21 protein-coding genes and 2 pseudogenes are annotated in these 21,811 nt (G+C 56.1%); 10 read left to right on the top strand and 13 right to left on the bottom strand.

The features are described from left to right. Positions 1-345 precede the first annotated feature (345 nt). Together VPK24_RS03745 and hisF are read right to left on the bottom strand one after the other, a co-directional pair. Positions 346-528 (bottom strand): annotated as a pseudogene (locus tag VPK24_RS03745) (hypothetical protein); the annotation flags it as partial. Between the two features lie 95 nt (positions 529-623). Further along, entirely contained in the window at positions 624-1,424 is an 801-nt protein-coding gene (gene hisF, locus VPK24_RS03740) for an imidazole glycerol phosphate synthase subunit HisF (RefSeq protein ID WP_393010809.1), read from the bottom strand. 186 nt (positions 1,425-1,610) lie between these two features. Here hisF and VPK24_RS03735 point away from each other — a divergent pair, with 186 nt between their 5' ends. From VPK24_RS03735 to VPK24_RS03700, 8 genes are all read left to right on the top strand, one after another. Then, positions 1,611-2,150: a phosphate-starvation-inducible PsiE family protein gene (locus VPK24_RS03735; protein ID WP_393010808.1), complete on the top strand. Its 540-nt coding sequence runs from the start codon at positions 1,611-1,613 to the stop codon at positions 2,148-2,150. A gap of 128 nt (positions 2,151-2,278) precedes the next feature. Next, the gene (gene petP / locus VPK24_RS03730; protein ID WP_099533394.1) at positions 2,279-2,482 is read left to right on the top strand and encodes a cytochrome b6f subunit PetP; all 204 of its coding nucleotides are present in this window, start codon (positions 2,279-2,281) and stop codon (positions 2,480-2,482) included. 182 nt (positions 2,483-2,664) lie between these two features. Beyond that, positions 2,665-3,096: a hypothetical protein gene (locus tag VPK24_RS03725; RefSeq protein ID WP_393010807.1), complete on the top strand. Its 432-nt coding sequence runs from the start codon at positions 2,665-2,667 to the stop codon at positions 3,094-3,096. A gap of 61 nt (positions 3,097-3,157) precedes the next feature. Further along, a complete protein-coding gene (locus VPK24_RS03720; RefSeq protein WP_393010806.1) occupies positions 3,158-4,264 on the top strand; it encodes a Get3/ArsA fold putative tail anchor-mediating ATPase NosAFP in 1,107 nt (368 codons plus the stop codon). Positions 4,265-4,331: 67 nt separating this feature from the next. Next, positions 4,332-4,913 carry a Uma2 family endonuclease gene (locus VPK24_RS03715; protein ID WP_393010805.1) on the top strand — a complete coding sequence of 194 codons (582 nt, stop codon included), beginning with the start codon at positions 4,332-4,334 and terminating at the stop codon, positions 4,911-4,913. 558 nt (positions 4,914-5,471) lie between these two features. After that, positions 5,472-6,473, top strand: coding sequence for a chlorophyll synthase ChlG (chlG, locus tag VPK24_RS03710; protein ID WP_099533387.1), 1,002 nt, complete (start codon positions 5,472-5,474; stop codon positions 6,471-6,473). Positions 6,474-6,623: 150 nt separating this feature from the next. After that, positions 6,624-6,884 carry a chlororespiratory reduction protein 7 gene (locus VPK24_RS03705; RefSeq protein ID WP_393010804.1) on the top strand — a complete coding sequence of 87 codons (261 nt, stop codon included), beginning with the start codon at positions 6,624-6,626 and terminating at the stop codon, positions 6,882-6,884. Between the two features lie 75 nt (positions 6,885-6,959). Then, positions 6,960-7,601, top strand: a complete 642-nt coding sequence (locus VPK24_RS03700; RefSeq protein ID WP_393010803.1) for a molybdenum cofactor guanylyltransferase — start codon at positions 6,960-6,962, stop codon at positions 7,599-7,601. 17 nt (positions 7,602-7,618) lie between these two features. Here VPK24_RS03700 and VPK24_RS03695 read toward each other — a convergent pair whose 3' ends face one another. After that, on the bottom strand, positions 7,619-8,218 hold the full coding sequence (locus VPK24_RS03695) for a LexA family protein (RefSeq protein WP_393010802.1): 600 nt from the start codon (positions 8,216-8,218) through the stop codon (positions 7,619-7,621). Positions 8,219-8,593: 375 nt separating this feature from the next. Here VPK24_RS03695 and VPK24_RS03690 point away from each other — a divergent pair, with 375 nt between their 5' ends. Then, a complete protein-coding gene (locus VPK24_RS03690; protein ID WP_393010801.1) occupies positions 8,594-9,208 on the top strand; it encodes a DUF3122 domain-containing protein in 615 nt (204 codons plus the stop codon). A gap of 264 nt (positions 9,209-9,472) precedes the next feature. Here VPK24_RS03690 and hpf read toward each other — a convergent pair whose 3' ends face one another. Further along, the gene (hpf, locus tag VPK24_RS03685) at positions 9,473-10,072 is read right to left on the bottom strand and encodes a ribosome hibernation-promoting factor, HPF/YfiA family (RefSeq protein WP_393010800.1); all 600 of its coding nucleotides are present in this window, start codon (positions 10,070-10,072) and stop codon (positions 9,473-9,475) included. 205 nt (positions 10,073-10,277) lie between these two features. Here hpf and lipB point away from each other — a divergent pair, with 205 nt between their 5' ends. Continuing rightward, positions 10,278-11,006, top strand: a complete 729-nt coding sequence (gene lipB / locus VPK24_RS03680) for a lipoyl(octanoyl) transferase LipB (RefSeq protein ID WP_393010799.1) — start codon at positions 10,278-10,280, stop codon at positions 11,004-11,006. Here the strand turns inward: lipB and hypB are convergent. From hypB to gatC, 9 genes and pseudogenes are all read right to left on the bottom strand, one after another. Continuing rightward, positions 11,003-12,001 (bottom strand): hydrogenase nickel incorporation protein HypB, encoded by a 999-nt coding sequence (gene hypB / locus VPK24_RS03675; RefSeq protein WP_393010798.1) that lies wholly within the window; start codon positions 11,999-12,001, stop codon positions 11,003-11,005. The two genes, lipB and hypB, sit on opposite strands and share 4 nt — an antisense overlap. Continuing rightward, the gene (locus tag VPK24_RS03670) at positions 11,992-12,333 is read right to left on the bottom strand and encodes a hydrogenase maturation nickel metallochaperone HypA/HybF (RefSeq protein ID WP_393010797.1); all 342 of its coding nucleotides are present in this window, start codon (positions 12,331-12,333) and stop codon (positions 11,992-11,994) included. Before VPK24_RS03670 ends, hypB begins: the two co-directional genes overlap by 10 nt. Positions 12,334-12,528: 195 nt before the next feature. Then, positions 12,529-13,644 (bottom strand): hydrogenase expression/formation protein HypE, encoded by a 1,116-nt coding sequence (gene hypE / locus VPK24_RS03665; protein ID WP_393010796.1) that lies wholly within the window; start codon positions 13,642-13,644, stop codon positions 12,529-12,531. A 47-nt stretch (positions 13,645-13,691) separates the two neighbouring features. Further along, positions 13,692-14,870, bottom strand: coding sequence for a hydrogenase formation protein HypD (gene hypD / locus VPK24_RS03660; protein ID WP_393010795.1), 1,179 nt, complete (start codon positions 14,868-14,870; stop codon positions 13,692-13,694). 183 nt (positions 14,871-15,053) lie between these two features. Then, positions 15,054-15,299: a HypC/HybG/HupF family hydrogenase formation chaperone gene (locus tag VPK24_RS03655; protein WP_393010794.1), complete on the bottom strand. Its 246-nt coding sequence runs from the start codon at positions 15,297-15,299 to the stop codon at positions 15,054-15,056. A 135-nt stretch (positions 15,300-15,434) separates the two neighbouring features. Continuing rightward, entirely contained in the window at positions 15,435-18,374 is a 2,940-nt protein-coding gene (gene hypF, locus VPK24_RS03650; protein WP_393010867.1) for a carbamoyltransferase HypF, read from the bottom strand. A 537-nt stretch (positions 18,375-18,911) separates the two neighbouring features. Next, positions 18,912-19,139 (bottom strand): annotated as a pseudogene (locus tag VPK24_RS03645) (acylphosphatase); the annotation flags it as partial. 1,097 nt (positions 19,140-20,236) lie between these two features. Next, a complete protein-coding gene (locus tag VPK24_RS03640; protein ID WP_393010866.1) occupies positions 20,237-21,364 on the bottom strand; it encodes an aldo/keto reductase in 1,128 nt (375 codons plus the stop codon). A 96-nt stretch (positions 21,365-21,460) separates the two neighbouring features. Then, on the bottom strand, positions 21,461-21,751 hold the full coding sequence (gatC, locus tag VPK24_RS03635; protein ID WP_099533373.1) for an Asp-tRNA(Asn)/Glu-tRNA(Gln) amidotransferase subunit GatC: 291 nt from the start codon (positions 21,749-21,751) through the stop codon (positions 21,461-21,463). Positions 21,752-21,811 lie beyond the last annotated feature (60 nt).

Here is a 21,811-nt window from a genome sequence, read left to right as displayed (position 1 = left end):
AACAACGGGACTGAAGTTCCACTGAAGCGCTACCTCGGGAAGCGCGAAACCCAAAAAACTCGAAACCCAAAAAACAAAACAAAATCGGCTAGACCGGTTGTATTGCCTCAGGTCTAGCCGATCTCGTTTGTTTGACTGCAACTGAATTGCGGGTCAGTTTTGATGATCAATCTTTGGTGATCAATCACTTTGGGTGCGAAAAAACAGAGAACCGGCGGAACCGTCCTGCTATTGCAGAGGCTCCACCAACCGATCCCAGTCGGCGAGGATGGCGGATTGGCGCATCCCGGCTAAGGGATCGCTAGCGGTGACGGGCACGTTATAGGTGGCATAGGCATTGCGATCGACCGAGAGCAAGTAGCGCAGCGAACTGTTGCCCAGGAAGTAGACCACCACCAGGGCTGCCGCTGCTGAAGCAACGAGGGTTCCGGCCAGCATCAGCGAAAACTCCTTGTTGCTGAGGGCCTGTTGCATCAGGTGCAATGACCAAGCTACTAGGGCGATCGCCAGCAGCAGAACGACAACCATGGACAGAGTGCAGATCAAGATTTATGAGTGTGTTTTTACGTATTGTAAAGGAAATCTTGACAATCTGCCAGCAATTTATCGTTTCCTAAGGTTTTCTACAGAGTTGCGATCGCCCCAGTGTGACGCACTGGCAAGCCCGCTTGCTGCAAATCGGTCTTAATCTCGTCAATGCTGAGTTGACCGTAATGTAACAAGGAAGCGAGCAGGGCGGCTTCGGCCTTGCCTTCGGTCAGGGCTTCGCGGATATGTTGGCAGTTGCCCGCGCCCCCGGAGGCAATCACCGGCACGGCCACGCGATCGGCGATCGTCCGGGTCAGCTCCAGGTCATAGCCCGCCTGGGTTCCGTCCGCGTCCATGCTGGTCACCAGCAATTCTCCCGCGCCGCGCCGCACCACCTCTTCGGCCCAGGCGATCGCATCCAAACCCGTGTTTTCCCGGCCGCCGCGCACATAAACATCCCAGGCGCTGGGCACACCATTCGCGCCGGTTCCAGGGCGGCGGCGCGCATCGATCGCCACCACAATGCATTGGTTACCAAACCGGGCACTGGCGCGATCGATCAAGTCTGGATCCCGCACCGCCGAAGAGTTGATGCTAATTTTGTCGGCTCCGGCTCGTAACAGTTTTTTAATCGTTTCTAAGTCACTGATGCCGCCGCCCACGGTCAGGGGAATGAACACCTGCTCGGCGGTTTTGTAAACCACATCAAAAATGATCCCGCGATCTTCGTGGGTGGCCGTGATGTCCAAAAACACCAGCTCATCGGCCCCGGCGCGATCGTAAGCCCTGGCCAGCTCCACTGGATCGCCCGCATCTTGCAGATTCACAAAGTTCACGCCCTTGACGACGCGGCCGGCTTTGACATCGAGGCAGGGAACGATCCGTTTGGCGAGCATAGGGCGGAGGAGGGAAGGTGGACAGCCGTGAATAGCCACAGATCAAACTACGCGATTGCGATGAACCTTGGCCCCGGTGGTCTGAGCAGGTGCATCAATATAAGTAATACAAATAAATAATGGGTTGATTTATAAGATTCACATAATCAAAATAAGAGCAACCCGCAGCAAGCCGGAGAAATCGCCATGAACCTGTCCTCAGTTCCCTCCCGTCGATTGCCCACGGTTCGGTTATTGCCTACTAGCGATCGCCCCACGGAAACCGGCGGATTTCGATCGCGTCTGGTCTGGGTGTTGGAACGGGTGCAAGACGCGATCGCCGTGTCCCTTTGCCTGGGCCTATTTGGCGTGATGGTGGTGCAACTGCGCGTCATTTTCATCTCCCTGCTGGAACCCCCCAACTTTCACCTGATTACGGCGGACATTCTATCGGTGCTGATTTTGGTGGAAATGTTCCGGTTGCTGATCATTTACTTGCAAGAACAGCGCGTATCGATCGGGGTGGCTGTGGAAGTGGCGATCGTTTCCGTGCTTCGAGAGTCGATCGTGCGGGGGGTGTTGGAAGTGCCCTGGCAGCAACTCTTGGCCACGGGTGCATTTCTGTTGGTTTTGACCCTGATTCTGTTGGCACGGGTTTGGTTGCCGCCCACCTTTGAGGGCATTGACCCCGAAAAGCGGATCATGGAGCGCTACCGCAATGCCGCTGGACTGGAACTGGTTGACTGAGCCGTTGTGAAGAGGCAAAACCCGATTGCCCGATCGCTGTCTTCTCTCCAAATCTCTCAAGCGCGGCGATCGGGTCAAAATGCAGTAGTCTTATTAGCTGTGGATTCAGTTTACTAGAGACGGTTCCAGTGGTGATTGAGCTAGGTCAGCGCGTCAAAGTGCGCCGGATTCGCGATCGCATGTCCACCGCGATGGTTGAAAAAATTAAACAAAATCCGGTCGGTACGGTTAAGGAATACAAAATGGTTGACGGCAGCGGCATCGGCGTTGTCGTTGAGTTTACGGGTGGTTTGGCAACTTGGTTTTTTGAAGACGAACTCGAAGCGGTCTAAGCAACGAGTGAATAAATTACGCCAGTGGGAGTTATTCCGCTGGCGTTTTCATTTGATCCCAAAATTATTGGGCCAATGATTTTGTATCTACTATCTGGCTGCCAAGAACCATCGCCCCCACACTGCCCCACAAGAACTTGCTAGGCTGTGGGTAGCGACCTCGCCCCAGCCCCGATCGCCCCATGACCACCGAAACTCGCCTCAACACTCTCGAAGCCCAGCTCCAGCAACTGACGATCAACGTCACCACCCTGGCCAGCGTCACCACGCAGCAGTCCTTTGATTGGAATCAGCGGTTTAGCCACCTCGCCGAACTGACGGCCGCGAATACGCAGGCGATCGGGGAATTACGCTTGGCGATCAACGGCCTGCAACAGGCCATTGAAGGGTTAAATAACCGGATCACCCAACTGGAGCAGATCGTAGACGATCGCACCGATACGTTTCTGGGCTTATTTGACCAAACCTTTGCCCGCATCGATCAACTCCAAGCCGCTAGCTTTGCCCGCATGGATCAGATGCAAAGTGACATCACCGCTCTGAAAACAGATGTCACCGGCCTAAAAACAGAAATTCAACGGGTGATCGAAATTTTGGGCGAGATGCGCCAGTAAATACACGCCGGTCGGCAATCGTTGGCACAATGGGGGGCGACAACGCTAGAGGAGTGCGATCGTGGCTTTCACGCTGACGCTGTTGGGAAAAGGGGGATCGGGGCGATCGACCCTGGCGATCGCGGCGGCGATGGCCCTGGCCAACCGAGGCAAGCGGGTGCTGCTGTTTGGGCAAGATGCGGGGCCTACCCTGGGCATGATGTTGGGAACGGGGGCGATCGGCTCGGATCCCCAGGCGATCGGCTCTAATCTTTGGGCCGTGCAACCGGCCGCCACCACCCTGCTGGAACGGGGTTGGGATGAAATTAAGCGCCTAGAGTCGGAATATTTGCGCCAACCCTTTTTCCGCAATGTTTACGGCGAAGAACTGGCCGTGTTGCCGGGGATGGATCGGGCGCTGACGTTGAACACCTTGCGGCAATACGAAGCATCGGGAAATTACGACGCGATCGTCTATGACGGCAACAGCGATCGAGCCACCCTGCTAACCATCGGCGCGCCGGAGGTTTTGTCTTGGTATGTGCGCCGCTTCCAAAAGGTGGTGGCCGAGTCGGACTTTGCCAAGGCGATTTCGCCCTTTGTGCAGCCGATTTCCATGGCGGTGTTGAGCACCACGAATCTGTCTAGCACGCCGTGGGAAGGGCCCCTCGGTGAGTTTCAAGCCCTACTTGACGGGGGACGAAACCTACTGGCCGATCCGCGTCGCGTGGCGGGCTGGCTGGTGGCCAATGGCGATCCAGTTTCGCAGGCCCTGGCTCAATATCTGTGGGGCAGCGCGCAACAGGCGGGCTTAACCGTAGGCGGGTTGTTTTTGAATCGATCGAGCGATCCAGGGGCGATCGGCTCAGACTTCAAGCCCCTGACCGTGACGGCAATTCCTGAGCAAACCACCATCCCGAACTGGGATGCGCTGATCCCGCTGATGCCGGATTTTGCCACCTTGGCCCAGCAGGCTCCCCGCCCGATCGAAATCGACTTGGCCACCCAACAGGTGAAGCTGTTTTTGCCGGGCTTCACCAAGGAACAAATCCACCTGACCCAATCGGGGCCGGAGGTGACGATCGAAGCGGGTGAACAACGCCGCAACATCTTCTTGCCGCCGTCCCTGGCCGGGCGATCGGTGAAGGGCGCAAAATTCAGCGATCGCTACTTGATCATTTCCTTTTAAGCTCAGCCCCCACCCCTCGATCGTGCAAGACAATGGGATCGGCTGACCCCCTGGAGGCAATGTGGCCATGGCGCTACCCACCATCACCCCTGCGTTGACCCTGGCGGACTTTTTGCGGCGGCCGGAGATTGACGAATCGCCCGCTTGGGAATTTCGCGATCGCCTAGCCCAGCAAAAACCGATGCCCGGAGTTCAACATCGTCGGCTGCAAATTCGGTTGGCGGTGGCGATTAATGCGATCGCTTCCGGTTGGGAAGCGTTGCCGGAGTTGCGTTGCACCTTTGGCGATCGGTCGATCGTGCCTGATTTGTCGGTGTTGAAAACCGCTGAGTTGCCGATCGACTCCCAAGGAATCGTGATTGCTGAAGGGATTGAGTTTGCTCCGGCTTGGGCGATCGAAATTTTGTCGCCGGCCCAGGGCGAAACCCGTGTGATTCGGAATCTCACCCATTGTTTGGCCCATGGCAGCCAGTTGGGATGGTTGGTGTTGCCGCGCGATCGGGTGGTGGTGGTGTTTTTGCCCGATCGCGCTCCGGTGGAACTGGCCGGGGGCGATCGGTTGCCGGTGTTGCCGGACTTGGATCTCAATTTGACGGGCGATCGGCTCTTTGGCTGGCTGGCGGGTGCTGCGTCAACGGAGCGGGGCTAACCCAAGAGAGACGGGCCTTGAGTGGGTTGCTTATACTAGCGGCATCCCTTTTCCCTTACGAAACGCCCGTAGGGTGCATGGGAGAACGCTTGGCAGGCCATAACAATCCCCATTCATTTCCCATGCACCGCCACCCGTCAAGTTTGCAACGACGATTCCCGATCGGTTGGGTGGCGATCAATTTTCGGTGCATGGGAGAACAAATGCAGCGTTTCGTAACCATTGGGCCTTGCTCCCATGCACCCTACGATTTTTCTGCGATAAAGAAGCCGCCGACAAATCGATTAGCTTCTTCAAAACCCTATCCCTAATTATTCCCAGCCTATCGAGTGCTATCAATGGCTTGCTGGGTCAAATTACGGCCTTGTTGGGCTGAAATGCCCCCGATCGTCTAGCCAACAAACAGCAGTGCAACGGACAAACCCGATCGATTCCCGTAGGGGCGCATCGCCATGCGCCCTCCGATACGCGAGATCTGCGAGGCAAAGACCCGGACGGAGAGCAGACGCGATACCATGGCTCCCAACGACAAGCAAGATCCAACCCATCGATCGAACCATGACCACCGAACCCAACACCGAGGCGATCGAAACGCCCACCCCCGCCGAAGATAGCGGCTCCAAGGCCCGGCAAATGCTGGGGATGAAGGGAGCTGCCAGCGGGGAAACCAATATTTGGAAAATTCGCCTGCAATTGATGAAGCCGATCACCTGGATTCCCCTAATTTGGGGCGTGGTCTGTGGGGCGGCTTCCTCGGGGCACTATGAATGGACGCTGGAGAACTTCCTGAAATCGGCGCTCTGTATGTTGATGTCGGGGCCGTTGCTGACGGGCTACACCCAAACGATCAACGACTACTACGATCGGGAAATTGACGCGATCAACGAACCCTATCGCCCGATTCCCTCCGGCGCAATTTCGATTCCGCAGGTGGTGACGCAAATTTTGGTATTGCTGTTCGGGGGCATCGGTGTAGCCTACATCCTCGATCGCTGGTCGGGTCACGAATTCCCGATCATCACGGCCTTAGCGATCGGTGGTTCGATCGTCTCCTATATCTATTCCGCGCCGCCCCTGAAGCTGAAGCAAAATGGCTGGCTTGGTAACTATGCCCTCGGCGCAAGCTATATTGCTCTGCCTTGGTGGGCGGGCCAAGCGCTGTTTGGCACGCTCACGCCGACGGTGGCGGTGGTGACGCTGATTTATAGTTTGGCGGGCTTGGGCATTGCGATCGTTAATGACTTCAAGAGCGTGGAGGGCGATCGCACCTTGGGTCTGAAGTCGCTGCCTGTGATGTTCGGCATTGGCACGGCCGCTTGGATTTGTGTGGCCATGATCGACACGTTCCAAATCGGCATTGCGGGCTATTTGGTCAGCCTGCATGAGAATTTATACGCCTCAATTTTGGGTCTATTGATCATTCCGCAAATCGTGTTCCAGGATATGTATTTCCTACGCGATCCGCTGAAGAATGATGTGAAATATCAAGCCAGTGCTCAGCCCTTTTTGGTGTTGGGGATGTTGGTAGCTGGTTTGGCGATGGGCCACGCGGGAATTTAGGGTTAATCACCGATCCAAGCCATCACCAGACAAGGGGCTTAAGCTCCTTGCCCTAAGTGTTTTGGAAGTATAAGTAGGGGCGCACCGCCGTGCGCCCTCTATATTTTGGGGTCATTTACACGCAGTTTTTCTGAATAGGAGAAGCGATCGATGGCTGATGCAATGCTGTACCAAGAAAATGAATATTTTGTCGTGCTCGAAACCAATCAACCCGAAGTGATTTTGTCCGTGGAGGAGTTGCGCGAAAAACTGACCGGCGTGGTGGAATCCTTGGGCGATCGCCTGCCGCGTGACTTGCAACGGTTGGCCACCACAGAAGCGCGGGTGCGATCGCTCATTGAAGAAGCCTGCGAGCTGGACTTGGGCCCCGATCGATTCTTGCAGTGGTATGCCGTCCGCCTGGCAAAGTAAATTGGAGGTTCAGGGATAGCCCGGGAGCAGTGTGCTCATCACTGAGAACCATGGCCCGCAGGTGGATAAGCACTCATGATTCAGGCAGCAATCTTGGCAGGTGGGCAAAGTCGTCGGATGGGACGCGACAAGGTGTTGCTGCCTTGGAACGGACAGCCCATGCTCCATCGGGTTTGTGAGGTGGCTATTGCGGTGACGGAACGCCGACCAATTATTTTTTCGCCCTGGCCGGAACGCTACCAAACCCATCCCGCCACGGCTGCCTTGCCAGTGGATTGGTGGCGGGAGTCGGTGGCCGATCGGGGGCCGCTGTTGGCTTTTTCAGAGTTGCTCGATCGCGCGGCCCGAGACCTAACCGACATTAACTGGGTGTGGCTACTGGCTTGCGATTTGCCCTGTTTGGATGGGCCTGTTTGTCGTTCCTGGCTCGATCGCCGCCATGCCCTCAGTTCCAAGCAAGTGGCGCTGGTTCCACGCACCGATCGCGGTTGGGAACCCCTGTGTGGGCTGTATCGACCAGCGATCGCGCCCCAACTGCGGACTTTTATTGATCAAGGCGGGCGATCGTTTCAGGCCTGGTTAGACCAACTGGCGACGGAACAGCGAGCCATTTATCTACCGCTGACGACGCTGGAGGCGGCTACCTTGCGCAACTGCAACAGCCCTCAGGATCTGCAAGATTTTTTGCGTCACCGGGCCCCGGTCTCAGAGGACTAGGATCAGATTGATCTGGGTTAGCGGAATTGGTGAATGGCGCTGGCCACAATCCCCAAAATCTTAAACACCATCCCTTCGGTGATTTGCAAAGGGGCATAGATCGGATTTTCGGAATGCAGAAAAATGCGACCATCCAGCACTTGCAGCCGCTTGACTGTTACCTTGTCATCCACCAACGCCAGTACGATTTGTCCCGTCTGGGCGTTGTCCGCCTCGGAGGCATCAATCACCAGCAGGTCATCGGGATAGATGCCAATGCCGATCATGGAATCTCCCGTGACCCGCACCAAAAAAGACTCGCTGGGATGCCGACTGAGATAGGTGTTCAGGTCGATCGCGTCGGGTTCCGTGTCCTCTTGGGGCGCAAAGGCGTGTAACCCAGCGGCCGCCGGCATTTCATAGAGGCGCAGGGGTGGTGTGGGGTGGTCTTCAATGCGTTGGAGCCGGCCATCGCCGATGGCTTCCGGTTCCAATTGATCAAGCTGCCATTGGGCCAGGAGTTCCGGCAGGCGATCGACAAAACTGATCGGCAGTCGAACCGCTTTGGTGGGTTCGCCATATTTACCTGTGCCTTTGGGACGACCCGCGCCCGGACGGCGACCGCCTCGACCGGTCATAGTGACTCCTTGGATTGAATATGCTGAATTTTGAAGATGATCGGTAAGCTAAGAAAGCAGCGATGGGCAATGGGTTTGTTGGCGGTTTTGCTGCCCCCATCGGGTTCAGCGCCAGAGCCAAAACTTGCCCGAACATTTGCCAGATGGGCAGTTTATTTGGCGCTTGCTGATTTGACGCTGCTGATTTGACGCTGCTGATTTTAGGTTGCTGAAATCTTTGCTTGGGTTTTCTTGCTTGGATTTCCTGGCTTGGATTTCTTTACCTGAATTTCTTTGCTGGGGTTGCTGAATTGCTATCAACGCATTGATTGCAGTACACGAATTTAGACTAGCACGATCGCCCGAAAGAGTTACTCCACAGAATTGAGAAGAATTATGAGAACTTGGGAAAGCATTATGAATCGCCAAAAGAGTCAAAATATCCAAACAAACCAGGAAACCGTTCGATCGCCCCAATCGCTCAGGGGGTGGATCGGTTGGCTTGCGTTGGGCAAGGCCTTGGGGTTGCTGTTGGCGGTTGTCCTTTGGGGTTGGGGGCTAATGCCGGAACCCGCGATGGCGAGCCTGCACCCCTATCCCCTGCCGGGCGATCGGGTCTTGTGTCGATCGTTGCAATCTTTGCGAGATCAGCGCGATCGCAGTTGGCAATTAGTGTTGTTTGGCGAAGCGGCCAACGGACAACCACCCACAACAGGATTTCGGTTGCGGGTGGTTGGGTTTCCCAGTTTGCGGGTCAATCGCGATCGATCTTTAATCGTCACCAATTCCACAGGGGCTGTTGCCCAGCTTGCGGATCAGTTCCCGATCGATTCGCTAGCCCTCAACGCCGGAGAATATGAATTTGATTCCGTGGTAAGTCGGTTAAATCAATTAGGCATTTTGCGATTAACCATCCCCGTCGGTGATGCTGATCAGGCAGAAATTCCCGTACCGCCTTTTGTTTTACAAGAGTGGAAAATGCTTCAAAAGTCAGGATGTCCCAAGGCTTGAGGCAGTCAAAATTGTGGTGGCATAGGATATTCAACAGACCCTAGTCACAAGTCTGAATTGTCCAAGGATCGTTCAACACATTGCTGCTGAATCAATTACTCCTTCATGAGTAATCTTCAGTTTGCTAATTCAGCCTCAGCGGGTGTTTAAAAAGCTAGATTTGGTAGGCAGCTTGCTCGATCTACAACAACAAGGGGCTTAAGCCCCTTGTCCCTAATGGCTACGGTATTTAGCGAGCGCTTCCAGATGCTTTTCAAGCAACCTCTAAGCGGCAGAAGAGTTCTCGGCAAAGCGTTGGGCCTTGCGGGGTTGAATCACGCCGTAACCGCCATGGTTCCGTTCATAAATCACGTTGATTTCACCCGTTTCTGAGTTGCAGAACATGAAGAAATCGTGATCAACCAGCTCCAGTTGCTCCAAGGCCTCTGCGATCGTCATCGGGGCCATTTCAAAGTATTTCGTCCGCACCACATCCACCGGCAACTCGGGTTCTCGGGGCGGAATAATGGTTCCGACTGGCATTTCGCCCAGCACTTCTGCGGTCTTCACCGGCTCGCGGCGACGTTCTTGATGTTTTTCCTTATACTTGCGAAGTTGACGGGCAATCTTGTCAGCAACCATATCAATGCTGGCATACAGGTTCTCGCTGCTTTCTTCAGCTCGAACAACTGTGCGGTTCGCGTAAATGGTCACCTCAGCCGTTTGGTTAGAATCAATCCGGGGGTTGCGAGCTACCGACAAATGCACGTCCACTTCAAGAGTTAAGTGTTGAAAATGGCTGACGGCCTTTTCAATTTTTTGCTGAACATAGTCACGCAGTGCATCGGTAATCTCGATGTTTTTACCCTGGATGACAAGCTTCATAGAGCTTCCTCCCCTTCGAGATGGGTGATACTTTCAACGTAGCACTTTGGAATCGGGGGAAGAATTTCCTTTAAAATCTTTTGCATCTGTTGATGATTCTTGACCTTTTCTTCAGTGATTCCCCACAAACCATCACCAAATTCCCCTTGGCAATTCTCAATCTTTATGGTTAGGGCTTTATGGTTAGGGCATTCGGCTAGAGCCTATGGTTTGTGATGCTGCTACTGAAACCACTGGGGAAGGTGCCAGGCCGATCGCTCCCTGTTGGCAACTGAATTTGCAAACCACAGCTTACGAAGTGGCTTGGGGTTGGCAGCGCCAGTGGCAGGCCGATCGAATCGCGGATCCGACGCTGCCCGATGGGTTAATGCTGTTGGAACACCCGCCGGTTTATACCCTAGGGCGTGGGGCCGATCGCGCCTTTGTGCGGTTTGACCCCGCAACCCATCCCGTGCCGTTGATACCCATTGAGCGCGGAGGCGAGGTAACCCACCATTGCCCTGGGCAGTTAGTCGGCTATCCAATTTTGAATTTGCGCCGCCACGAACCGGATCTCCATTGGTATCTGCGCCAGTTGGAGGAGGTGTTGATTCGGGCGATCGGGACTTGGGGCTTGGGTGCGGAACGGCTGCCGGGCCTGACGGGGGTGTGGCTAGAGGGGCGAAAGGTGGCGGCGATCGGGATTCAAGTCAGCCGTTGGGTGACCATGCACGGCTTTGCTCTGAATGTGGATTGTGAGCTGGCGGGCTTTCGGGAGATCGTGCCCTGTGGAATTGCCGATCGCCCCGTGGGCCGATTGGTGGATTTTGTCCCTGGATTGACGGTGGCCCAGGTGCGATCGGTGGTGGCAGAACAGTTTGCGGCGGTGTTTGGCCTGCGCTTGGAACCCTGTCCCCCAACCCACCGACCGGTGGGCGCATTGATGTTGCCCTAGGGAACCAAATCGGCGGCGGCCGCATGACAGGCTCGATCGCGTTGAGCCAAGAGCCAGTTGTACCAATCGGCTAACCCTTCGCCAGTCAGAGACGAGAGGGGCAAAATTCGCGCCTTGGGGTTCACCTGCTTCACGGCAGCGATCGCCCGGTCTAGATCAAAGGGCAAGTAGGGCAGTAAATCGATTTTGCTCAGCAGCACCAAATCGCAGGCCCGAAACAAGTGTGGATACTTCAGGGGTTTATCTTCACCTTCTGTGACCGAAAAAATCCCGACCCGGGACGCTTCTCCCAAATCAAACAGCGCAGGACAAACCAGGTTGCCCACATTCTCGATCGCCAAAATGCTGCCCGGTGGCGGTTGCAGTTGCTGACAGCCTCCTTGCACCATGGCCGCGTCCAGATGGCAACCCGTGCCCGTGTTGACCTGAACCACGGGGCAACCGGTGGCCCGCACCCGCTCCGCATCATTCAAGGTGGCCTGATCCCCTTCAATAACGGCGAAGGAGACCCGATCGGCTAAATCCATCAGAGTTTTCACCAGCAGCGTTGTTTTGCCGGCCCCGGGCCCGCTCATCAGGTTCAGGGCCCAAATGCCCTGGGTTTGGAACCATTGACGGTTGGCGGCGGCCAGTTGGTTGTTTTTGTCTAGTAGCCGTGCTTCGAGGTGCAGGGTTTGGGTGACCGGATCCGTTGCCGTCAGAGAGGGGCGATCGGCTAGGTGATGATCCAAACCGGCCTGGGGATGGTCGTGATGGTGAGGATGAGAATGGTGGTGATGATCAGGGCTGGGGCTGGGTGTTGCGGGCCCGTGGCGATGCACCACCACTGAACCATCGGGATGTTGGTGACTGTGCCAATCGGAGCCGATCGGGGGACGGCCCAATGCTGGGTCGATCGCCTCTGATTGGGGCAGCTCAGTTTGGGGTAGCTCAGTTTGGGATAGGTTGGTGATCGTGACCGATGCCCCCTCATCACAACCGCAGGTTACGCACATGGGATGATCTCCAAGGTTTTTAAAATCAAGTCTTGGCCCGCCTCGATCGCCCAATCCAAGCTGTTGCAGTGGGGGCAAATCCCCACCACATCATCCAGGGGGAAATCTCGGCCGCAATGGTGGCAGCGGGCCCGGCCAGGCACGATTGTGATGTCCAACTCCGCCCCCTCCAGGGCCGTGCCCATGGCGCAGGGGCCAAAACAAAAGGCAATCGCCTCCGTGGAAATGCCCGACAGGGCCCCCACGGCCAAATCCAGTCGGCGGATGGGGGCCCCTTGGGCCTGAGCCAGCGCCAACCGCACCAGTTCTTGGGTAATGCCTAGTTCGTGCATTGCATTCCTCCTGTGTTCGATCGGCCCAAACCAATTAGCCCAAACCAATTAGCCCAAACCAATTAGCCCAAACCAATTAGCCCAAACCAATTAGCCCAAACCAATTAGCTCGAACCCATCAGCCCAAACCAATTAGCCCAAACCAATTAGCCCAAACCAATTAGCTCGAACCCATCAGCCCTAGCAAAATCGGCCCTAGCAAATCCGAGGTAAGGGATCGCCCATCGGCCACTCAATAATTCGTTCAGAACCAAAGCTCGTTTGCAAAATCACCACTGGTGGATCCGCTTTGGTCACATGGCCCACCAAACAGGCCTCCCGCCCTTCCGGCAGCATTTGCATGGCCATCAGGGCCCGAGCTGCAAATTCCCCCGGAACCACCGCCACCAACAGACCCTCGTTAGCCATGTGCAAAGGATCGAGACCCAACACTTCGCAGGCGGCGGCCACGGGCGGCCGCACGGGCAACGCCGCCTCTTCGAGCACCATGCTGACGCGGCTGGTTTGGGCAAATTCATTCAGCACGGCCGCCACTCCGCCCCGAGTGGCATCGCGCATGGCCCGCACGGTGGGACAAGCTTCACAGAGGGCCGCCGCCAGATCATGCAGAGGCTGGCAATCGCTGGTGATGTCCGCTTCGAGGGCCAAGTCTCCTCGGGCTAACAAAATAGCCGTGCCATGGTCGCCCATGGGGCCACTGAGCAGAATGGCATCACCCGGTTGCAGGTAGCGCGGCCCGGGCACTTGGTTCGATCGCGCCACACCCACCCCGGCGGTATTGATATAAATTTGGTCACCTTTGCCCCGAGGCACAACCTTTGTGTCGCCGGCCACCACCTTGACGCGGGCCGTGTCGGCGGCCAGTTTCATGCTCTGGGCAATGCGGCGTAGCAGAGCGATCGGGGTGCCCTCTTCAATGATGAACCCACAGGAGAGATAAAGCGGCTGGGCCCCGGTCACGGCCAAATCATTCACCGTGCCATTGATGGCCAGGCTGCCGATGTCGCCGCCGGGAAAAAACAGCGGATCCACTACAAAGGAGTCGGTGGTGAAGGCCAACCGATCGCCCCGAGCCATAAACAGGGCTAAGTCCAGCCGCGCACTGTCATCCAGCGCATTGAGAGCATCGCTGCGAAAGGTTTCTAGAAAAATGTCAGCGATCAGGTTATGGGTGGCCCGGCCGCCGCTGCCATGGGTCAAGGTGATGTAGCCTTCGTCGCTCGATCGGGTGCGGTGTTGGGGCTGCTGAAACTCGAGCACGTTGGATGGGGGGGTGGCGATGAAATCGGACGGATGATTAGAAGAAGCCATAGCATCAGGAAGTTAGGGCAGAAATCACGGCGATCGGGCCAATGCAGCTATCGGGCCAATTCTGATCGCAGCGAAGGGCGGGCGGGCGTTTCGGCAAATCTGCGGGGCGCGGCCATGGGCGATCGGGGGCCCCCGTGACCGTATTTGTAATAGGCAGCGCAGGCCCCTTCGGAGGAAACCATGCAAGCGCCTAGGGGATGGTCAGGGGTGCAACCGCGCCCAAAGGCACTACATTCCCAGGGTTTGAGCTTGCCCTGCAAAATGAGGCCGCATTGGCAAACGGGTGAATCCTCACTGGCTTGGCTGGGTAGGCAATAGCGCTGTTCTGCGTCAAAGGCCGCAAAGGCCGGAGCGATCGCCAAACCCGATCGGGGCAGGGATCCCAAACCTCGCCACTCAAATTGCTCCCGCACCGTGAACACCTGGGCCATGGCGGCCAGGGCTGGACTGTTGCCCTCGGGTTTCACCAGCCGGTGATATTGGTTTTCCACGGCACAGCGCCCTTCAACCAACTGCAACAGCAACATCCAGATCGATTGGAGCAGGTCGATCGGCTCAAAGCCTCCCACCACCACCGGTTTCTGATAGCGATCGACCACCGCTTGATAGGGATCGGTGCCAATCACGGCGCTCACATGGCCGGGCCCAATGAACCCATCCAAACGCAAGCCGCTGGCCTGGAGCAAAAATTCCAGAGCCGGGACAACGAGCACGTGGTTGCAAAAGACGCTGAAGTTAGCTTGCTGGGCACGGGCCGCCGCCAGGATGGTCATGGCAACGGCGGGGGCCGTGGTTTCAAAGCCCAACCCAAAAAAGACCACGGGCCGATCGGGGTGGGTTTGGGCCAAGGTCAGCGCATCGAGGGGCGAATAGACCACGCGCACATCGGCTCCTCGGGCCTTGGCCTGCATTAGGCTGCCCCGTGCCCCGGGCACTCGCAGGGCATCGCCAAAGGTGGCAAAGATCATGCCCGGTTGTTCTGCTAGGGCGATCGCGTCGTCAATTCGGCCCCGAGGCATGATGCACACGGGACAACCGGGCCCATGGATCAGCTCCACGGTTTCCGGCAGTAGGGCTTCGAGACCATGTTTAAAGATGGTGTGGGTCTGGCCGCCGCAGACTTCCATCAGGGCCACGGGGCGATCGAGCCGTTGCGCTAAATGGGCAATTTCCCGCACCCACCCCGCCACCGACGCGGGATCACGAAATTCCGTCACAAACTTCATCGCAAACTCCTGAAACGGCTCTTCAAACGGCTTTTGGGTAATGACTGCTTCAGCAAATGACTTCTTGAAATGACTTCTCGAAATGACTTCTTAAGGCACAGTTTCTGGAACAGGGTTTGAGACAGTCAGACTGGATCACGCGGGAACTGGATCACGCGGGAACTGGATCACACGGGAACTGGATCACACGGGAGTTGTCAGGCGATCAATCCAAGTCAGGGTTTCCGTGGCTGCGGCCACATCCAACTCTTCCAAGGCAAAACCCGCGTGAACCACCACCCAGCGCCCCACCCACTGCTCGATCGGGCGATCGGGCGTGACCAAACAGGCCAAGCTGACCGATCGCCGAACACCGCTCAAATCAACCGTGGCTAGCTGTTGATCTCCACTGACAATGGCCACCACTTGGCCCGGAACCGCTAAACACATCCTGAAACCTCTCAATGACTCCTAAGGGCTGGCGTTGAATGGCTGGCTTTAAATGGCTCGTGATTTTGAATGGCTGGTGATTGCTGGTGATTGCTGGTAATTTCCAGTGGTTACCAGCACCGGATCACCGAGACCCTAAACATGGCCCAACTGAAGCCAAGCGGCGGCGATCGCCGTTTGCCCCAACGCCAAGCCCCCATCGTTTACGGGAACCTGTTGCGGCAACAGCAGGGGATCGTGCAGATTGCTGGCTATCAGGGCGGCTTCCAAACATTGCAACAACAGCCGATTTTGGAAGACTCCACCACCACAGGCGATCGCCCCAAAGTGCAATCCCTGCTGCTTCAAGGTTTGGGCCGCTTGCACCAAAGCCTGGGCCAAGCCGCGATGGAACCGCAGGGCCATCACCGCCTCGGGCAGCCCCAATGCCCGATCCAAAATCAGGGCTTCCCAAAGGGGTTGGGGATGCAGCCACAGCAGCGATTCCGATCGCAGCTCGATCGGGTAGGCCTGCTGATCTTGATCCCAAGCTTGGCGGGCTAGGTTTTCGAGGGTGATCGCCGCTTGCCCTTCATAGCTCAAGCAGTCGGGCGCACAGCCCAAAAAGGCCGCCACCGCATCAAACAGCCGTCCGCAGGATGAGGACCAAGGGCTGTTGAACCCCGTTTGGGCCATGCCCGTCAGTAGATTCAGTGGCTTTTGGGCAAACCACTCTTCGGAGTCCACCCGATCGAGCAGGCCCATGGCGTGGAACTGGGCGTATAGATTGCGCCAAGGCTCCTGAGCAGCGCGGTTGCCCCCCAGTAACCGCGCTGGCCAAAGGGCCCCGACTCGGTGATATTGCTCGTAGGTTGTCCACAGCAGCTCGCCACCCCAAACCGTGCCATCGCTGCCCCAACCGAATCCATCCAGGGCAATGCCCAACACGGGCGGGCGATCGAATCCCCATTGGTTGTCGGCCAAGCAGGCGGCAATGTGGGCATGGTGGTGCTGAATACGCAGCAATGGCACTTCCAAGGCCTTGGCCAAGGATTCACCCACCTTCACGGCTTGGCTGTCTGGGTGCAAGTCCACGGCGATCGCGCTGGGGCGGTGGTCAAACAAATTGCGCAAGTCCGTGATTGCGGTGCTGTAGGCCTGGAGGCAGGCGGGCGAGTCTAAGTCTCCAATGTGAGGCGAGAGAATGGCTTGTCCGTCCCGCGAGAGGCAAATGGTGTTTTTTAGATCGCTGCCCAGGGCCAAGATCGGCGGGCTGTTGGTGAGGCCCGGCGGCAGATTAATGGAACTGGGAGCGTAGCCGCGCGATCGCCGAATCACCTGTACCGAAGTGGGCAACACCCGCACCACCGAATCATCCACCCGATTCAGGATCGATCGGTTGTGGAGCAAAAAGGCATCGGCGATCGACTGCAACTGAAGATGGGCTTCGTGGTTGTCAATGCATTGGGGATTGCCGGCCCGGTTGCCGCTGGTCAGCACAATGGGCCGATCCACCGCACTCATCAGGAGATGGTGCAGGGGAGAGTAGGGCAACATCACCCCCGCCTCCGTCATGTCAGGAGCCACCGACGGGGCCAAATAATGAGGATCGCGGATCGTGAGCAGCACGATCGGGGCAGCACCCCCCAAGAGGAGCGATCGCTCGTGATCACTGACTACGCAAAACTGCCGCACGGACTCCAAATTGCGGGCCATCACCGCCAAAGGCTTGTGGGGGCGATGTTTCCGGGCCCGCAGCCGTTGCACCACGGCCTCCTGGGTGGCATCGCAGGCTAAGTGGATGCCGCCCAAGCCTTTGATGGCCACGATCGCCCCCTGGCGAATGGCTTCTGCCGCCTGGGCGATCGCCTGCTCATCCTTCACAATCGGCCGTTGCTGGTTGGGGCGCTCAAACCAAATGCGCGGCCCGCATTCCGGGCAGGCCGTGGGCTGGGCATGGAAGCGGCGATCGCTCGGACTGTCGTAATCACGCTGGCAGTCAGGACAGAGCTGAAACCCCACCATGCTGGTGCGTACCCGATCGTAGGGCAGGGAGCGAATCACCGTCAGCCGCGGTCCGCAATGGGTGCAGTTCACGAAGGGATAGTGATAATAACGGCTGTGGGGATCGTGCAAATCCCGCAGACAGGCGGCACAGGTGGCCGTGTCCGGCGCAATTTGGGTGCGCACCGGGCCCGACTGGCTCTCCAAAATCCGAAAAGACAAGGGCGATCGCCCCAGGAGTTCCGCCGAGGACAAATCCAGGGCGCGGCTGCGATGGGAAACCGGCAAGGGAGCCGATCGAGACACGATCGGGGTTGGGGGTTGCAGCGGCGTATACAAAGCTGGCCCCAGATCCGCATCATCCACCACCACCGGCACGATCGGCCCCAGGGGAGTCGTGGGCGGCTCTACCGATTCCAAGGGCCGCAACCGATCGATGGCCGGCTCCAAGAGTTCTGCCAGCTCCTCCGCCAAGGAGTTGGAAAGTTCTGGATCCAGGGGCTGATGTAAGTCTTGAGCAAAATCCTGGTTGAGACCGTGATCTCCCCGATTGTGATCCCCCCGATCGTGATCTAACAGACCATGATCTAAATCTTGAGTGGAATCTTGATGCAAGTCCTGGTCAAACCCCAACGATGGAGGACGATCTCGCCAATCTTGATCGTTGGGTTCTGCCCGATCGCCCGATCGCCGATCTGAGATGCCAGGACGGACATCAGGACGGATGCCAGAACGCGGCCCCCAATCGCCCGATGGTTCGCTGGGAGCAGCCGTGGGTGAGCTATCAAACAACTGATCCAAGCGCGATCGAGACAGGGAATCGCTGGCGGGAGCTGCGGCTCCGTTGCCATCAACGGCCGAGCGGGGATCATCCCGATCGCCTAAATCCGTCTGATCCGCACCAGAATGCCCATTCAACTCAGTCCGCACCGGATCGACCTGATCCAACCGCCCAGCGCTCTCGGATTCCGCGCCATGCTCAGGGTCGATCGGGGACGGCCGCTCACCTTCGGGGCCCCTGTCTAACCAGCGCGATCGACCGTGACTCTTGGCTTCCCCTTGCCCCGCGCTCGACCCTTCCCGGCGATCCATCGCCATCACTTCTCCGTAAGTTTCCCCAGCCTGCTGCTCGATCATGCCGTCATCGGCAACCGCCACGGCCCTCCAAGGAACGGGCTGCGCGGTTTCCCTCGCCACCACCGACTCCTCCTCCAGTCCATGGGCATAGGTAGGGCGATGTTTTGGTCGCAAATGCAAAGGGCAGCGGGGGCCCTGGGGTTTGTCCCCGATCGATGGCCCTTGATGACTGTTTGGATGGCCATCGGCCTGGGCTGCCTGGCGATTTCGCTGAAGTTGCATCGCCGTTTGTTGCCCCAGGGCGATCGAATGTTCATCCCAAGTGAGATCGTCGGATCCAGACTCAAAGGTCGCTGTGAACCTAGATGGCCCTGTGGGCAAGTTCGTTAGCAGTTCTGTCGCGGATTCGGCTGCTGATTCTGTCGGTAATTTCTCAGGTAATTTCTCGGGGGCCGCCAGCGTGCCCAAAGCACCAGATTCCGACGGAGAAACAGCGGACAGGTTGCCACTCGACGATGGCAGTCCTGATTCCATCAACTCCGAAAGGGCGATCGGGGTTCGGATCAGTGTATCAATGCGGGAAAGAGGCGGTTTTTCCTGATAAAGCCGTTGTAAAAAAACATCAATTTGATCCGGATAGCCCGCAATCCGAATCACCACGCCCACGCCATCATTCGCCACCGATCCCATCAGTCCACATTCGATCGCTAATCGATAAACCGTGGGACGAAATCCGACTCCTTGGACAACGCCAACGACCCGAATTTCTTCGGCTCTCATCGTCAACGATTGCTCGTCTTGAGTGCTGGCCATGGCATATTCTCCCAAAGGAGCGGCATCAAACATACAGGTTTACTTAGGTTGGTTTCCTTAGCGGGGACTAGGAACCAAGTTCAAAGGCTCAAAATTCCCTATGTCAGATGTAGCGCGTCTGCCATGAAAATAGAGGAATCTTTTTGTTTTTTTAGCTTTTACTATCAGCAATCTTTAGAAACCTCTGCGTTTTTTAAAGATCATCAACAATGGTTCTTGAATCCGGATTCGATCAAAGGTTCAAATTCACACTCGAATTTCTTAGATCTTTAAGAAAGATTTAATGTTTGAATTGTTTTTTAGAGAAGTCTTAGGTCTGATTTGGGTGGATTTTGAGTATGTTTTCAGTATATTTCAGATCCTCTGCCTATGTGTTGTAAAGATTACGTAATATTTTGCAAAAATGGTCGCAAAAATAACAAAAAGTGTTTTGTAAATGGTTCAAAAGAAATTTAAAGATGCTTTGGAGATAATTTGAAAAATATTTAGAAATAATCTAAACAATTCACTTCTTAAGTCAACTTGAAGCGTAATGTGTTGAAGAATAAAGTGAAAAAATCAGAAAACAGTCTGACCTACTGTCTGCTAGGTTTTACGAGGAACTCAAAAAAGATTTACACCTCGATCTGAAATTCGACTTAGCAACGAAATTCAAACAAATTTGTACTGTTATCTAGATTTGGATGGCGGCAATTACTTTCAGCCCTCAGGGGATGTCTGAAAAGCCTAAACGGCTATCTTGCGGGTTTCACCAACTGATGAAGACAGGGGGCTTAGGGCCTGTCTTCATTTCCTAGAATCAGGCGGAAATGATTGATTTTCCATGTCCCAGTCGTCGTAACAAGGGGCTTAAGCCCCTTGTCCCCCACGATCTGCTAACGGTAGATCTAGGGCTTCGGGCTAAACGACGACAGGCCCTAAGCCCCTTGCCCAGACGATGATGATTGCTTGACCTGTGCCGAAAACCACTCTTCAGATATCCCTTCAGACATCCTTTCAAATACTCTTTCAAATACTCTTTCAAGTATTTCCTGAAAACCGTCGTGATACCGATATCCAGTTGCCTAATCCCAGAGGCGACGACCCCAACGGCCGCTGAGTCGATCGTGGGTGTCTTGCAATAGGTCGGGAATGTTTAATTGCTCGGGGCAACGGGGCAAGCAATCACCGCATTCCGTGCAGCGATCGCCCCGCTGTCCTGGAAACCAATGTCCAGCATTTTCAAACATGCCGTAGCGGTAGCGGCCAAAGTCCACCATTTTGAAAGCCACCGCCAGATTACGCAGCCGCAACACCTCTGGAATTTGAATTTCCTCGGGACAGGGCAAGCAGGCATAGCATTGGGCACAACGATCGGTTTCGAGGGCCGCAATTTGGTGTCGATCGAGCCGATTAAAAATTGCCTGCTCTTCCGCACTGAGGGGTTCGGTGCGCTCAATCCAGGGTTCGATCGCCCCCAACTCTTCCACCTTGGCGGGGCCAACGCTCAGGGTGGTGATCCCCGGTTGGGCCAGCAGCCAACGGTAACCGGCTCCCAACGGCGACAGGGGCGCACAGAGTTGGCTCAAGGTGGGCGGCGGGGTGTAGAGCTGTCCCCCTTTGTCGGCGGGGGAAATGATGAAAATGCCCAAATCCCGATCGAGGGCCGCTTGAACAGCGGGGGCATTGCGTTGAAAAAAGTAGTTGAAATGTAAATTGACAAACTCAAATTGATCGGTGGCAATGGTCTGCAAAATCAAAGCCAAGGGCCCATGGGTGGAAAATCCCAAATGACGAATTCGACCATCAGCCAGGGCCCGATGCAACGCGGCCATTCCCGATTGTTGATCTTGAATCCAATCCAAATGTTCTGGCAGATTCACCCCATGAATGGCTAGGCAATCTAAATAGGGCGTTTGCAGGCGCTCCAGGGATTCGGTCAGTTGCCGATCGATCTCTTCTGGGCTGCCAGTGGGTAATAGTTTGCTGGTGAGAATGACTTGATCGCGCGGCACAATTCCTTGGGCGATCGCCTGACCGACAAAAACTTCGCTGGCTCCATAACCCCGAGCGGTTTCAAAATGGTTAATTCCCAGCTCGATCGCCCGAGCAAACACTTCGGCCGCCTGCTCGGCAGAATCCAAACACCGCATTGTCCCCAAGGAAAAGACGGATAGTTGAAGATTGGTTTTGCCAAATCGTCGGTATTGCATGAGCCAGCTTGCGTGAGCCATAAAAATGGGCGGAATTGAATCCGCCCACCCCGTGTAATTTTTGGATGGGTCAGAGTTCCTAACCCGATCGCCCGTTTAGCTGTTCAAGATCTTGGGCACTTTGAAGAAATCTTCATCGCGATCGGGCGCACATCCCAACAAACCTTCCCGATCGGTGTAGCGATCGAGTTGATCAGGACGCATCACATTATTCACATCGATCGCCCGGGTGGTGGGTTCCACATCGGTCACATCCAACTCGCTCAACTGTTCCACATAGGTCAGGATGTTGTTGAGTTGGGCGGCGAATTTTTCCTCCTCTTCAGCAGTCAGTTGAATTCGCGCCAAATGGGCAACTTTGCGAACTTCGTCCAAACTGAGGCTCATAGCAGCTCTAATTGCGATGGTTTGCTTGTTGAAAGGTCAATTTCCAGGATCCCAACAGAT

Source organism: Limnothrix redekei LRLZ20PSL1 (assembly GCF_043235035.1).
Lineage (GTDB): Bacteria > Cyanobacteriota > Cyanobacteriia > CACIAM-69d > CACIAM-69d > CACIAM-69d.
The sequence above is the reverse complement of the archived record's forward strand: the minus strand, read 5'-3'. Positions and strand labels throughout refer to the sequence as shown.